14 protein-coding genes and 1 riboswitch are annotated in these 13,188 nt (G+C 41.4%); of the genes, 12 read left to right on the forward strand and 2 right to left on the reverse strand.

The features are described 5' to 3' along the window. Nucleotide 1 precedes the first annotated feature (1 nt). The 6 genes from EDD68_RS11745 to nrdF all read left to right on the forward strand — a co-directional run bounded on the left by EDD68_RS11745 (nt 2) and on the right by nrdF (nt 7,047). On the forward strand, nt 2–862 hold the full coding sequence (locus EDD68_RS11745) for a GNAT family N-acetyltransferase (RefSeq protein WP_207902580.1): 861 nt from the start codon (nt 2–4) through the stop codon (nt 860–862). Further along, complete coding sequence (gene menC / locus EDD68_RS11750) at nt 849–1,979, forward strand: o-succinylbenzoate synthase (RefSeq protein ID WP_207902581.1); 1,131 nt, start codon at nt 849–851, stop codon at nt 1,977–1,979. Before EDD68_RS11745 ends, menC begins: the two co-directional genes overlap by 14 nt. A 31-nt stretch (nt 1,980–2,010) precedes the next feature. After that, nucleotides 2,011–3,180 carry a YkvI family membrane protein gene (locus EDD68_RS11755; protein WP_207902582.1) on the forward strand — a complete coding sequence of 390 codons (1,170 nt, stop codon included), beginning with the start codon at nt 2,011–2,013 and terminating at the stop codon, nt 3,178–3,180. Nucleotides 3,181–3,264: 84 nt separating this feature from the next. Continuing rightward, nucleotides 3,265–3,453, forward strand: a riboswitch (cobalamin riboswitch). Nucleotides 3,454–3,610: 157 nt separating this feature from the next. Next, nucleotides 3,611–3,985: a class Ib ribonucleoside-diphosphate reductase assembly flavoprotein NrdI gene (gene nrdI, locus EDD68_RS11760; RefSeq protein ID WP_243646855.1), complete on the forward strand. Its 375-nt coding sequence runs from the start codon at nt 3,611–3,613 to the stop codon at nt 3,983–3,985. Next, nucleotides 3,960–6,065 (forward strand): class 1b ribonucleoside-diphosphate reductase subunit alpha, encoded by a 2,106-nt coding sequence (nrdE, locus tag EDD68_RS11765; RefSeq protein WP_132372483.1) that lies wholly within the window; start codon nt 3,960–3,962, stop codon nt 6,063–6,065. Before nrdI ends, nrdE begins: the two co-directional genes overlap by 26 nt. A 10-nt stretch (nt 6,066–6,075) precedes the next feature. Beyond that, entirely contained in the window at nt 6,076–7,047 is a 972-nt protein-coding gene (nrdF, locus tag EDD68_RS11770; protein WP_132372484.1) for a class 1b ribonucleoside-diphosphate reductase subunit beta, read from the forward strand. A 107-nt stretch (nt 7,048–7,154) separates the two neighbouring features. Here the strand turns inward: nrdF and EDD68_RS11775 are convergent, their stop codons facing one another. After that, nucleotides 7,155–7,805, reverse strand: a complete 651-nt coding sequence (locus tag EDD68_RS11775) for a hypothetical protein (protein ID WP_132372485.1) — start codon at nt 7,803–7,805, stop codon at nt 7,155–7,157. Between the two features lie 272 nt (nt 7,806–8,077). Between EDD68_RS11775 and EDD68_RS11780 the strand changes: the two genes are divergently transcribed. The 6 genes from EDD68_RS11780 (at nt 8,078) to EDD68_RS11805 (ending at nt 11,672) form a co-directional block, all read left to right on the forward strand. Next, the gene (locus EDD68_RS11780; RefSeq protein ID WP_132372486.1) at nt 8,078–8,446 is read left to right on the forward strand and encodes a MerR family transcriptional regulator; all 369 of its coding nucleotides are present in this window, start codon (nt 8,078–8,080) and stop codon (nt 8,444–8,446) included. Nucleotides 8,447–8,452: 6 nt separating this feature from the next. Further along, a complete protein-coding gene (locus tag EDD68_RS11785; RefSeq protein WP_207902583.1) occupies nt 8,453–9,652 on the forward strand; it encodes an MFS transporter in 1,200 nt (399 codons plus the stop codon). A gap of 330 nt (nt 9,653–9,982) precedes the next feature. After that, nucleotides 9,983–10,660, forward strand: coding sequence for a peroxiredoxin (locus tag EDD68_RS11790; protein ID WP_132372498.1), 678 nt, complete (start codon nt 9,983–9,985; stop codon nt 10,658–10,660). A gap of 12 nt (nt 10,661–10,672) precedes the next feature. Continuing rightward, a complete protein-coding gene (locus EDD68_RS11795; RefSeq protein ID WP_132372488.1) occupies nt 10,673–10,900 on the forward strand; it encodes a hypothetical protein in 228 nt (75 codons plus the stop codon). Nucleotides 10,901–11,167: 267 nt separating this feature from the next. Next, a complete protein-coding gene (locus EDD68_RS11800) occupies nt 11,168–11,371 on the forward strand; it encodes a hypothetical protein (RefSeq protein WP_132372489.1) in 204 nt (67 codons plus the stop codon). Next, entirely contained in the window at nt 11,352–11,672 is a 321-nt protein-coding gene (locus EDD68_RS11805; protein ID WP_132372490.1) for a YbjQ family protein, read from the forward strand. The genes EDD68_RS11800 and EDD68_RS11805 overlap by 20 nt, the downstream gene beginning before the upstream one ends. Nucleotides 11,673–11,811: 139 nt before the next feature. Here the strand turns inward: EDD68_RS11805 and thiD are convergent, their stop codons facing one another. After that, nucleotides 11,812–12,621: a bifunctional hydroxymethylpyrimidine kinase/phosphomethylpyrimidine kinase gene (thiD, locus tag EDD68_RS11810; protein ID WP_132372491.1), complete on the reverse strand. Its 810-nt coding sequence runs from the start codon at nt 12,619–12,621 to the stop codon at nt 11,812–11,814. Between the last annotated feature and the right edge of the window lie 567 nt (nt 12,622–13,188).

Below are 13,188 nucleotides of genomic sequence, written 5' to 3' on the forward strand. Positions count from 1 at the left end.
AATGGCCATTGAGATTAAACCTCTGGAAAGTCTTAATGATATGAAAAAAGTACAGGATCTTGAGAAAAAAGTATGGGATATGCAGCCCATACCGGTACATCAGACTTTTACAGCAGTTAAAAATGGGGGAATTTTAATCGGGGCATACGATGGAAAAGAACTGATCGGTTTTTCTTATGGATTTGCTGGATTTAAGAATGGTGAAGTTTATTTATGCTCCCATATGATGGGGATTTTGCCTGACTATCAATCTCGAAATCTGGGGGAACGATTAAAACATGAACAAAAACGAATGGCCCTGACAAAGGGTTATACACTCATTACCTGGACCTTTGACCCCCTTGAGAGTGTCAATGCTTACCTCAATCTCCATAAACTCAGGGCCATAACAGGCTGTTACCATGTCAATCTATACGGGGACATGGATGATGCCTTAAACAGGGGACTTCCAACGGACCGGTTTCAACTGGAATGGTGGATTGCAGAACCTCATGTGAATTCATATGGTAGAGGCCCTTTAACTGAGGATGATGAGAACAGTCTGCTGGAAACGGAGATCAATAGGGACGGGCTGCTTTTCATTCAAGGTCAAAAATCCGTTGCTGATCTGGAGGAGAGAGACAGATGGCTCGTTCCGATCCCGGATCACTTTCAGTCTATTAAAAAGAAGGATCTGCAGCTGGCCATTGACTGGAGAATGAAAACGAGGCCTCTTTTTCAGCAATTGCTCCGTAAAGGATTTGTGGGAACGGATATCGTCCGCAAACCTGAAGAAAAATTATGTTACTACGTTTTTGAATATCGAACATCACTGGCTGTACCGGCTGCTTTTTTTAAGGAGGAGACCAATGACAAATACTGAACAACCAATTAAAATGGAAAAATTGATTTTACATCAACTCAGAATGGCCTTAAAATCACCTTTCAGCACCAGCTTTGGAACCTTTCGGGAAAAAGATTTCTTTATCGTCGAGATCGATGATGGGGAAGGGAATCAGGGATTTGGTGAATCCGTTGCCTTTTCTAGCCCCTGGTATAACGAAGAAACCGTCAAAACCAATGAGCATATAATGAAGGATTTTTTAATCCCCCTATTATTTGAACATGACATATATCATCCAGACGAGGTCATTCAATTATTTGCCCCGATTCGCCGCAACCAGATGGCGAAAGCGGCTATTGAAGGAGCTGTATGGGATCTGTATGCCAAACAAAAGGAGTTGACACTTGCTGAAGCCCTTGGCGGAAAGAAAACAACTATTGATGTTGGCATCAGCATCGGGATTCAGCCTACTGTTGAAGATCTTCTGGAAGTGATTGAAAAACATGCAGCAGAAGGATACAAGCGAATCAAGCTAAAAATTAAGCCCGGCTGGGATGTAGATGTGATCAGACAGGTCAGAAAACCATTTCCGGATATTTCGTTAATGGTGGATGCCAATTCTGCATATACGTTGAAAGATCTGGATCATCTAAAACAACTGGATGAATTTAACTTGATGATGATTGAGCAGCCTCTGGCCCATGATGATATCATCCAGCATGCAAAACTGCAAAAAGCAATCCAGACACCTATCTGTTTAGATGAAAGCATTCATTCGTATGACGATGCCAGAAATGCCATTGAGCTGGGCAGCTGCAAAATAATCAATATCAAGATTGGACGAGTCGGAGGTCTGACGGAGTCAAAGCGCATTCATGATTTATGCCGGGCAAATGATATTCCGGTCTGGTGTGGGGGGATGCTCGAGGCAGGGGTAGGACGGGCACATAATATTGCGCTTACAACCCTGGATCATTTTGTCTTTCCAGGTGACACAGCCGGATCATCCCGTTACTGGGAGGAGGATATTATTCATCCGGAAGTAGTAGTGAAAAATGGGGAAATTCGAGTTCCGGATAAGCCTGGCATCGGTTATGATATCAACCGTTCTGCCCTTGGCAAGTATACAGTCGACCAGCATGTTTTTTACTTTTAATCATCATGAAAGTTATGAAGGAGGAGATCTTTTGAAAGAAAATGGGCAATTGTCGATGTTTGATGGCGCTTTTGGAAGGTATATCCTTCCGGGAATTATCCTTCAGTCGGTTTTGATTGGAGGAGGATTTGCAACAGGCCGGGAGATTGTAGAATACGGCGCCAAATTTGGAGCGTTAGGCTGGCTTGGGGGTATCGGCATTTTTATCGGTTTTACGGTGATGGCTATTCTGTCATTTGAACTGGCACGGATGTTTCAGGCATATGACTACCGAAGTCTGCTGAAAAAATTAATTGGAAAAGCATGGTTTTTGTATGATATCATCTACTTGCTCCTTGCCGTATTAATTATAGCGGTGATGGCTTCTGCTACCGGGGAAATTTTACATAATACACTTGGATTAAACTACTGGGTTGGGGTAGTCGGAATTACCTTTATTGTCGGGCTGTTAAATTTCTTTGGTGCAGGCTTAATCGAACGATTTAAAACATTAGGAACGATGGCTCTTTTTGCTGGATATATAATTTTTGGCGTCATTGTAATCAGTGCAACATGGGGGGATGCTAAAGACGTTCTGGCTTCTGGAAACACGAGCTTTATGGAAGAAAATGTGAGTATTTTTGCCGTTCTTTGGAGTGGGATTTTGTATGTCGGTTACAATCTGGCTGTATACCCGGCCGCCCTTTTCTCTATACGAAGACAAAAATCCCGGAAAGAATCGGTCACAGCAGGGCTTATTGCCGGAATCTTGATGACTGTGCCGTGGTTTTTAACGTATATTGCGATCCTTGGATTTTACCCATCTGAAGAAGTGCTGGGAGCTTCTGTGCCGTGGCTGGTCATGCTGGATGGAATTGCCGGCGGCTGGGTGGTTATACTGTTTGGAATTGTGGTAGGATGGACACTGATTGAGACAGCTACAGGAATGATTCATGCGTTTATTGAACGGGTCAACCACCACATGGAAGAAAAATCAAATCATCATTTATCCGGTGTTCAAAGTGGACTCATTGCCGTCGGTGCCCTTGTCCTCGCCGTTATTTTTGCCCAGGTTGGTATTATTGATTTAATAGCCAAAGGGTATACGATGATGGCCTATGGCATGATTGCCGTTTACGCCGTCCCTATGCTTACCATCGGAATATATCATATTTTTAAAGGAAAAGAGAACATAAAAGAAGCGTCTAGTTTAAAAATATAGATGATCCATCATTTTTACAAAAAAATTCGATTTGCGTCAGTTGACGACAATCCATATTTGCTATACCATAAGGCTAACTAAAACTGAATAAATGTACCATCAGGTGTGAACCGTTTCAAGTTCACTGAAAAGGGAAGACCGGTGAAAATCCGGCGCGGACCCGCCACTGTAATTGGGAGTGACCTGAAAATCCACTGTCTCCAAATGGGAGATGGGAAGGTTCAGGGAGCGATGACCATAAGCCAGGAGACCTGCCTGATTGGACGTTAGCTGATTTCCTTCGGGTCTAAGGAATAGGCAATAAAATGGAAGCAGTGTATCGGTTTGACTGCTGATAAAGCTATTTTATGCCTTGATTTCTTTCGGAGGAAATCAAGGCATTTTTTTGTGAACTTCAATGACAAAATAGATGATCAGGGAGAAAGGAGGGATGGGGATGCTTCTCGTTTATGACACAAAGACCCGGAATGTAGAGCGATTTGTACACAAATTAAGGGGCTTTCGTCTTCAAAAAATACATGAACAACTCCAGGTACGGGAACCCTTTATCCTCGTTACTTATACTACAGGATTTGGGCAGGTTCCGGAGACCACGCGGACATTTCTTCAACAGAATCATCGACACATCATCGGTGTTGCAGTAAGCGGCAATCGGGTGTGGGGAAGTCATTTTGGGAAGAGTGGGGATGCTATTTCCAGAGAGTATCAAGTTCCACTTATACATAAATTTGAACTGGCAGGCACAAAAAAAGATGTGGAAATCTTTCAACAGGGGGTATATGAAATTGTCAAACAAAGTTCCTGAATGGATTCGATTGAATCATGAAGTAGTTACACAAAAAGATGGGGTATATCAGCTGGAAAGGGATCAGGAAGCGGTGTACCGATATTTTGTTGATTACGTTAATCAAAATACCGTCTTTTTTCACAATCTGAAAGAAAAAATGGATTATTTAATTGAAAACGACTATTACGAAAAAGAATTTCTTGAAAAATATAGCTTTGAAGAAATTCAGGAGATTTTCGATCTGGCATATGCTAAAAAATTCCGTTTTCCCTCTTTTATGAGTGCCTTTAAATTTTATAACGATTATGCTTTAAAAACCAATGACAATAAAAAAATATTGGAGCGCTATGAGGATCGGGTGGCCATTGTTTCTCTTTATCTGGCAGATGGAGATTTTACAAAAGCGAAAGCCTTTGTGCAGATGCTTATTAACCAGGAATATCAGCCGGCTACCCCGACTTTCCTGAATGCAGGGAGGAAACGGCGTGGTGAGCTTGTCAGCTGCTTTTTAATAGAAGTCAATGATTCCCTGAATGATATTTCAAAGGCAATCGATACAGCGATGCAGCTGTCGAAAATCGGGGGAGGGGTCTCCTTAAATCTATCAAAGATCAGGGCAAAAGGTGAACCGATCAAAGGGATTGAAAATGCCACCAAAGGTGTAGTTGGGGTGATGAAACTTCTGGATCATGCCTTAAGGTATGCGGATCAGATGGGACAGAGACAGGGTTCAGGTGCAGCTTATCTCAATGTATTTCATGCGGATATTCAGGATTTTTTAGATACCAAAAAGATCTCTGCTGATGAAGACGTCAGGGTCAAAACTCTTTCCATCGGGGTGGTCATTCCAGATAAATTTATCGAGCTGGCCCGGGATGATAGGGACATGTATGTGTTTTATCCCTACTCGGTATTGAAAGAATATGGGAAACACTTAGATGAAATGGATATTAATGAGATGTATGAAAAATTGGTGGACAACCCGAATGTCAGAAAGGAACGAATGAATGCAAGAAAATTGCTGCAAAAAATGGCTGTTCTGCGTTATGAATCTGGATATCCATATATTTTATTCCAGGATAATGCTGATCGGGCCCATGCAGTCGGCCACTTATCAAAAATTAAATTTTCCAATCTTTGTACGGAAATTCTCCAGCCTTCGATCGTATCGGAGTATACCGATTATGGAGAGAAGGATATCATTGGTCAGGATATTTCCTGTAATTTAGGTTCGTTAAACATAGCCAATGTGATGGAAAACCGATCCATCAAAGCAACCGTAAAACTCGCCATGGATGCCCTGACTGCTGTTTCCGAGAAGTCCAACATTCAAAATGCACCGGCTGTACAGAAGGCTAATCGATTGATGAGAAGTGTCGGACTAGGAGCGATGAACCTCCATGGGTATCTGGCAAAAAATAAAATTCCTTATGAAAGCGATGAAGCGAAAGACTTTGCCAGCACTTTTTTTATGATGGTCAACTATTACTCCCTGGAGCGTTCTATGGAAATGGCCAGAGACAGAAAATCAACGTTTTTTGGTTTTGAAGACTCGGATTATCAATCCGGCAAGTATTTTGAGCAGTATGTAAAGGAAGACTTTTTGCCGAAATCGGAAACCGTGCAAAACCTATTTGAAGGAATGAAGATTCCAACCAGAGAAGACTGGAAAAACCTGAAGGAGAAGGTGCAGAAATACGGGCTCTATCACAGTCATCGGCTGGCGATCGCCCCGACAGGGTCTATCAGTTATGTTCAGTCTGCCACTGCTTCGGTGATGCCGATTATGGAAAAAATTGAGGAGCGGACGTATGGAAACTCCAAAACCTATTATCCTATGCCTTATTTAAGTAAGGAAACCTGGTTTTACTATAAAGAGGCCTATCACATGGACATGTTTAAAGTGATTGACCTTATTTCTACCATACAGAGACATGTGGATCAAGGCATATCATTTACCCTGTTTTTGAAAGATACGATGACAACCAGAGATTTAAATCGAATTGATTTATATGCCCATCATAAGGGGATCAAAACCCTGTATTATGCCCGTACGAAAGATACGACAAGGGAAGAATGTTTAAGCTGTGTTGTTTAAAGGAGGAGACATGGATATGGTATATACTGCTGCAGACTGGTCCAGGCATGAAGATGACTTCACCCAGATGTTTTACCAGCAGAATGTCAAACAATTTTGGCTGCCAGAAGAAGTGAGCTTAAATGGGGATTTATTAACATGGAAACAACTATCCAGGGCAGAGAAGGAAACCTATAAAAAAGTTCTGGGCGGATTAACCTTGCTGGATACAGAGCAGGGAAATGTCGGGATGCCCCGGATTGCCATGCATGTCAAAGGGCATCAACGCAAAGCGGTCCTCAACTTCATGGGAATGATGGAAAATGCCGTTCATGCGAAGTCTTACTCCAATATTTTCATGACTCTGGCCACAAAGGAAGAAATCGATGACGTGTTTGAATGGGTGAAGCATAATCAATATCTCCAGAATAAAGCCAGGTGGATGACAGAGGTTTATGAACATATTAAAGATGGTGATGATGGTTCTTTATACAGGGCCATGGTGGCATCGGTTTTTCTGGAAAGTTTTCTGTTTTACAGCGGATTTTATTATCCCCTCTATTTTTATGGACAGGGAAAACTGATGCAAAGCGGGGAAATCATTAACTTGATTATACGGGATGAAGCCATTCACGGGGTTTATGTCGGTATGCTGGCCCAGGAAATTTACCAGCGGCAGAACGGTCAGAAGAAAGAAGAACTGAAAACATTTGTATATGAACTGCTGTTCAAGTTATATGAGAATGAGCTGCAGTATACATCGGAGCTTTATGACCCTGTTCAGCTGAGTCATGATGTAAAAAAGTTTGTCAGATATAATGCCAATAAAGCGCTGATGAACCTGGGATTTGGTCCTTATTTTGAAGAAGAAGAAATCAACCCGATTGTATTAAACGGTCTCAATACAAAAACCAAATCCCATGACTTTTTTAGCATGAAGGGGACCGGTTACCAGAAAGCCATTGTTGAACCTTTAACTGATGAAGATTTTATGTTTGATTAACACGGATGAGGCTGGGACATTGAAGGATTTAGCGGCGGGAAAGTCGAATTTTATTGGATAAATGATTCATTTTTCAGTTTTGTCCCAGCCTTTTTCAAAATGAAAATCTACGATGATTGGAGAATCGTTCCAACTGGATCAACCTGCTGGAATGAATGTTGGCTGTCAAATTCGATGGAATGAAGTCTCAGATCCTCAGCGTGGCTGAAAGAAAGGCACCATTCATCCCCCATCACTTTGATATGTTCAGGATGTTCTCTGATCGCCTTTGCATCGAAAAGCTCTGCCAGTACTTCCGGTGATTCCTGATGAAAGGGCAGGGTAATGCTCATTCGTTTGATATACATATCTTCATCATTTGTAACCGTGTTTTTCCTTTTTTGCAGTTCAATTCTAAATTTCCATGGAGTAGCCACAAAGGTTCTCCTGTCGCCTTCATTGATTTTCCACCCTCGTTGTCTTGCATTAGACAAAATCCTTTTATATTCATCATGATCAACCAGAAAACCGATATGATCAAACTGATTCCGCTTCCCCTGACCGAATGTGAGATTCGTTTTTCCTTTTCGCATTTCAATAATCCGAAATGCTATCGGTTGATGGCGAAAATCATCCCACTCAAGGGGAGGGTTAAAGGACTTCGTTTCATTATGTTCCCTGCCAAGTCGGAGGATGACCTGAAACCCCATTTCTTTATAAAACGTCTCCATTTTCTCAGGATTCATGAGCCACCAGTGATAGTGAAATAATTGTACCATTCTTATCGCCCCCAATGATTCTTTTGTCTCCATCATACCGATTATCGTTGATTATTACATCAGCAGTTGTCTGGATCATATCTCAGACTTTCGTATGACATGTATTCTTTTCTCATAAGTTCGTCCTGTTAGGACAAAACAGCAGCTAAAAACAGACAAGCACTCAACCCTATGTCTTTAAAAATTTTTTCATTCATTTTATTTTTATTGACCCTGACATTAGTGTCATACTTTACAATAATCCATGATTCCAGTTCTGGAGGTGATTGGTGATGAGAATTGGTGAGTTATCCCGGCTAACGGGTGCGAGTGTTCGTTCATTAAGACATTACGAACAAAAAGGGCTAATTTTCTCAGAGAGACAGGAGAATGGTTACAGAAGTTTTGAAAACGCAATGGTTCAGAGGGTTAAAACGATTCAGCTCTTTTTAGGATTAGGATTAAATACAGATCAAATCAAAGAGATTATAGATTGTAAATATGGCAATCAAAATGCTGAACACAATGAATTTTGTGAAGAACTTTATCAGAAATATGAGGAGAAACGAAACGAAATCAATGTTCAGATTCAACATCTGAAACAGGTTAAGGAACGTTTAGAAGAAAAAATGAATGAATTTCATCGTCATGAAGGGAAGTAGGTGTATTTGTTGAACAAACAGACGAATAAAATCAAAATATTATTGATGCTGGCAGGGTGTTCGTTTTTAGTTGGCTTTGATTTAATTGTTACCATCCCCCTTATACCAGACATGGTAAATGAAGTTCAGATGGACATAGAATTAGGGGGTCTCTTGGTGACAGCATATGCCGTTGTATATGCGGTATTCTCTCCTATATTTGGCTCCCTTTCAGATCGAGTAGGTAGGAAAAAGGTTTTCGTTTCTGGATTAATCGTGTTTAGTGCTGCGACTGTGTTGACCGGAATTGCAAGTACTTTTTGGACTTTGATCGTTTTTAGAGTTCTAACCGGGATCGGGGCAGGGATGATTGAACCGGTAGCTTTTGCCATTGTTGGGGATCATTATTCGTATGAGGAACGAGGAAAGGCCATCGGAATTGTAACTGGTGCTCTGATTGCATCATCGATCATTGGGGTGCCGATAGGAGGTTTTGTAGCGGAATGGTTAAGCTGGCGCTGGGCATTTTGGTTAATTGGATTATTGTCCGTACTTGCCTTGTTTATGATGAAATCTGTTACAGTGGATCAAGAGAAAGATCCCAATCGGGAAGCGACGGCTGTCGTTACACAAATTAAACAGGTTTTTTCCGTGCATTCTGTGTTTTTAGCATTGCTAGGAACCTTGCTTTATTATGGTGCCCTTCAGGGTATGTTTGCCAATACAGGGGTATTTTATCATCTGAAGTTTCAGCTTGGAACCGGCCAGGTTGGATTAATACTGATGTTTGCCGGAGCAGGGAGCGTTTTAGGAAGTGTGCTGGGCGGGAGGATTTCTGATAGAGCAGGGAAGAAAAAGGTGGTATTTTTAGCTGTCATTTGCGTGGCTATATCCGTATCTATGCTTGCTATGGTGGACAGTTTGCCTTATGTAATTGCATTACACGTGATATGGGCATCATTTTATGGTGTCGGACAATCCGCGATTACAACGATTATATCGGAATTGGAGCCGAATAGCCGGGGAACGATTATGGCATTGAACAGTTCAGCCATGTATTTAGGATCGGGATTGTTTACGATTGCAGCTTCTTTTCTATTATCTGCAACCAATTTTTTCTGGTTAGGGATAGTATGCGGGGTTGCCAATATGGTTGTACTGCTCATTGTAATTTTAGGAATAAAAGAAAAACATGAGATCTCTCAGGTTTCTTCAGATATATGTTAATTTCCTGTTTAATCCGATAAAAAAAACCCCACTGCGGTAAAGTTCATAGAGTTTATAGAGGTGTGGGGTAGTCTGTGCAACATGCTGGTCTGTTAAATTTAGAGGTAGTCTTTTTTGATTGAAGACCTATGAATGAGTAACTGATTAGACATAGGAAGTGATTCATTGAGAATATTTTCATCTGGTATCTGTGAAAATTAGTCTTGATCACATCTGATTTTTGTTCAAAAAATGTTCACAACAAACCCGGGCATACCCCTTGCGGTATATAATTGAGAACGATATACTGTTGATAGTAACAATCAAATGATAATAAATATTAAAAAGGGGATGATTGAAGTGACAGAAAATATTCAAAACAATCAAGAGCCAGAAGTAAGATCACTGCCAAGAATCGGATCAAAGGCTCCAGCATTTGAAGCTGTAACAACCCATGGAACGCTTAAACTGGAAGATTACAAAGGAAGCTGGCTCGTACTATTCTCTCATCCGGCTGATTTTACACCCGTTTGTACAACGGAGTTTATGGCATTCCAGGAAATTTATCCACAGCTTCGTGAAATGAATACAGAACTACTAGGTTTAAGTATTGATAGTGTTCATTCTCACATCGCGTGGGTACGCAACATTGAAGAAAAATTCGGTGTCAAAATTGAATTTCCAATTATTGCGGATTTAAATAAAGACGTAGCTCAAAAATATGGCATGATTATGCCAGAAGAAAGCAGTACGGAAGCTTCCCGTGCCGTATTCATAATTGACGATAAACAAGTAGTTCGTGCCATTATTTATTACCCGCTTTCAACAGGTCGTAACATGGATGAAATTTTACGTGTCATCAAGGCGCTTCAGACTACAGACAGGCACAACATTGCCACTCCAGCGAACTGGAAAGAAGGAGATAAGGTAATCGTTCCTCCGTCTCCTACACAAGAAGGCGCAGAAGAACGCATGAAAGACAAAGATCTTGAGTGTGTAGACTTCTACTTCTGTAAAAAACAACTATAAAGGGGATTTCACATGGCCTGTATTGATGATAAAGGAAACCTAACGGCTACAGCGAAGAAAATATTAACGGCTGTCAAAGACCAATCGTTAACAGCCGAGGAAGTGGCCAGCGGGACCGGCCTGCCACTCTTTAAAGTCAGGAGCAGTCTTCGCGATATGGCCAGTATGGGATTTGTCATTCAGGAAGATGACACCTATCAGCTGAATGAAAAAGCTGAAAAATTATTGAATCGTGGTTAAAGTTTATACTCCTTTAGGGTATCACGCATGAACCTCCCTGTAATTTCTCAGGGAGGTTTGTTCTTTTTCATCCTTTATGTATGTCCGGTTACAGTACCAGACGTGTTGAAAGGTGTCCATATGACCTGTCCTTCATCTATAAATGAACCTATAAACCATTTGATCAGGAAGGGACAGTACAGGTTGTGAGATCATGATCTGGACGTTGATTGATTCTAAATGGTATGATTGGTTAAAATAAAAATGATTACAGCACGGAGGAAAATAATGAACGGATTCAAATACACGTTTCTTATTCTTAGTGTTATTAGTCAGATCGCCGGGTTAGTGTTTCTGTTTATTAATCCACAAAAGGGCGTGCTTTTTCTAGTAACCAGTGTGATTTTTGTGCTATTGTTAATCGGTTTGCTCATACATGAGCGATATAAGGAAAAAGAGGAGGAAGATCGGAATGATTATCGTGACTACTGATTTTGTACCAGGGAAAGAAATCAAGGAACTAAAGGGTTTTGTCAAGGGAAGTACCATTCAGTCCAAACATATTGGTAAAGATATTATGGCCGGGCTGAAAAACTTAGTAGGGGGTGAAATTAAGGATTATCAGGAGATGATGGAAAAGGCGAGGCAGCTGGCAATCGGTCGAATGGTGGAAGATGCTAAAGAAAAAGGAGCGAATGCCATCATTAATGTACGACTCCAGACTTCTTCCGTTATGGCGAATGCCTCTGAAATTGTCGCCTACGGTACGGCTGTTTATGTCGCGGATAAATAAGGGAGGACTGGCCGTTTTTCAGACCATAACAAACCAGTCGCTTTGACCGGAAATCGTGTTTTAGGCGAAGAAATCAGATATAAAGGTAAAGTCAGAATGCCGGTATTGAAAACAGGTAAAGAAAGATGTAGATGGTGCTTTATGGATTCCTTCCCCCACACGTTCTCCATGCTCCGTGGTAGGTAGATCCTATACCTCTGTTAAATGAGAGGGCATGCTTTATTCCACAGGTAACAAAATCTTTCGCTTCATACACTGCGTCAGTCATGCTCTTTCCCTTTGCCAGTCCGGATGCAATAGCCGCAGAGTAGCTGCATCCTGCTCCGCTCGTATGAATGGTGTCAATCCGCTCGGTACGGAATTCTTTATAATCTTTCCCGTCATATAAGACATCCACGGCCCCTTCATGCAGTGTACCACCCTTGATCAGGATATAGGCAGGCCCCAGTTTATAAAGCTCCCGTGCTGCTTCTTTCATATCCTCCACGGTTTCGATTTTCGTTTTTCCCGTTAGACGGATGGCCTCGTGCAAATTTGGGGTAATGACAGTAGAAAGGGGAAATAATGTATCTACCAGGGTATCAATGGCATCATCTTTTAACAGCTGAGAGCCCATTTTACCGATCATCACCGGATCGACCACCACATGGGGGACGTCGGCTTGTTTAATCAGTTCCGCTGTCCGTTCAATGATGTCCTTTGTGAAAAGCATCCCCGTTTTTAACGCATCAATCCCCACATGCTCAAAAGATGCGTAGAATTGTGCTTCTATGGCTTCCAGCGAGTTCGTAAAAATACCTTTTTCTGTTGTGGAGTTGTTAGCCACGATGGCTGTGATCACACTCATTCCGTAAACGTCGAGTTCTTCAAAGGTTTTTAGATCAGCCTGAATGCCGGCACTGCCCTGTGCTGCTGAACCGGCAATGGTCAAAACGCGGGGAATTGACATGGTAAGACCTCCCGTACATTACATTAGATCATTCGTTCGCGATGAAACACCTTTTCCTGCGATTAAAAAGTTATGCGGTATGCGGTCAAACGTAACAATGAGTCGTGCAAAAAGCACAGCCGATCAGTAGAGTAACTCCCATACATGAAACCAGTTAATGCTGAAGGTCAGGTACAATCCTATTATCAGCTATTATAGATGAATCTAATGCTCTTTTTACCCTCGTTTACATTGTGACCTGGACCTCTGTATAGGGCATGATCGGTCTTGAAAGGCTAATTCTGCTATTTCGCCAGATGTCTAAGCTTATCATACCCACCCCTCCATGTAAAATCCAGTCTTTGTTGACGCAAAAACAAATCAGGATAACATCTGATCTTTTTTAGTAATTAGGACTTATCAAACCTATGTTTTTATTTATAGGATATGTAAAGCATTGGATCACATGATTTGCTAATTTTGTAATAATTAAGGCTCTCCCCAATGAAGTGTGCTGAAAATTGAAAAATGCAGAATCTTCCTCTATTGTTAATAGTAACCCAAACCAAAACCAATAGAAAGGAAGAT

This window comes from Melghiribacillus thermohalophilus, assembly GCF_004342905.1.
GTDB lineage: Bacteria > Bacillota > Bacilli > Bacillales > Alkalibacillaceae > Melghiribacillus > Melghiribacillus thermohalophilus.

What these genes read in the sequence shown, in the direction of transcription:
- EDD68_RS11745 (WP_207902580.1), top strand. Translation starts at nt 2, where the DNA reads ATGGCCATTGAGATTAAACCTCTGGAAAGTCTTAATGATATGAAAAAA.
- menC (WP_207902581.1), top strand. Translation starts at nt 849, where the DNA reads ATGACAAATACTGAACAACCAATTAAAATGGAAAAATTGATTTTACAT.
- nrdI (WP_243646855.1), top strand. Translation starts at nt 3,611, where the DNA reads ATGGGGATGCTTCTCGTTTATGACACAAAGACCCGGAATGTAGAGCGA.
- nrdE (WP_132372483.1), top strand. Translation starts at nt 3,960, where the DNA reads ATGAAATTGTCAAACAAAGTTCCTGAATGGATTCGATTGAATCATGAA.
- nrdF (WP_132372484.1), top strand. Translation starts at nt 6,076, where the DNA reads ATGGATATGGTATATACTGCTGCAGACTGGTCCAGGCATGAAGATGAC.
- EDD68_RS11775 (WP_132372485.1), bottom strand. Translation starts at nt 7,805, where the DNA reads ATGGTACAATTATTTCACTATCACTGGTGGCTCATGAATCCTGAGAAA.
- EDD68_RS11780 (WP_132372486.1), top strand. Translation starts at nt 8,078, where the DNA reads ATGAGAATTGGTGAGTTATCCCGGCTAACGGGTGCGAGTGTTCGTTCA.
- EDD68_RS11790 (WP_132372498.1), top strand. Translation starts at nt 9,983, where the DNA reads ATGATTGAAGTGACAGAAAATATTCAAAACAATCAAGAGCCAGAAGTA.
- EDD68_RS11795 (WP_132372488.1), top strand. Translation starts at nt 10,673, where the DNA reads ATGGCCTGTATTGATGATAAAGGAAACCTAACGGCTACAGCGAAGAAA.
- EDD68_RS11800 (WP_132372489.1), top strand. Translation starts at nt 11,168, where the DNA reads ATGAACGGATTCAAATACACGTTTCTTATTCTTAGTGTTATTAGTCAG.
- EDD68_RS11805 (WP_132372490.1), top strand. Translation starts at nt 11,352, where the DNA reads ATGATTATCGTGACTACTGATTTTGTACCAGGGAAAGAAATCAAGGAA.
- thiD (WP_132372491.1), bottom strand. Translation starts at nt 12,621, where the DNA reads ATGTCAATTCCCCGCGTTTTGACCATTGCCGGTTCAGCAGCACAGGGC.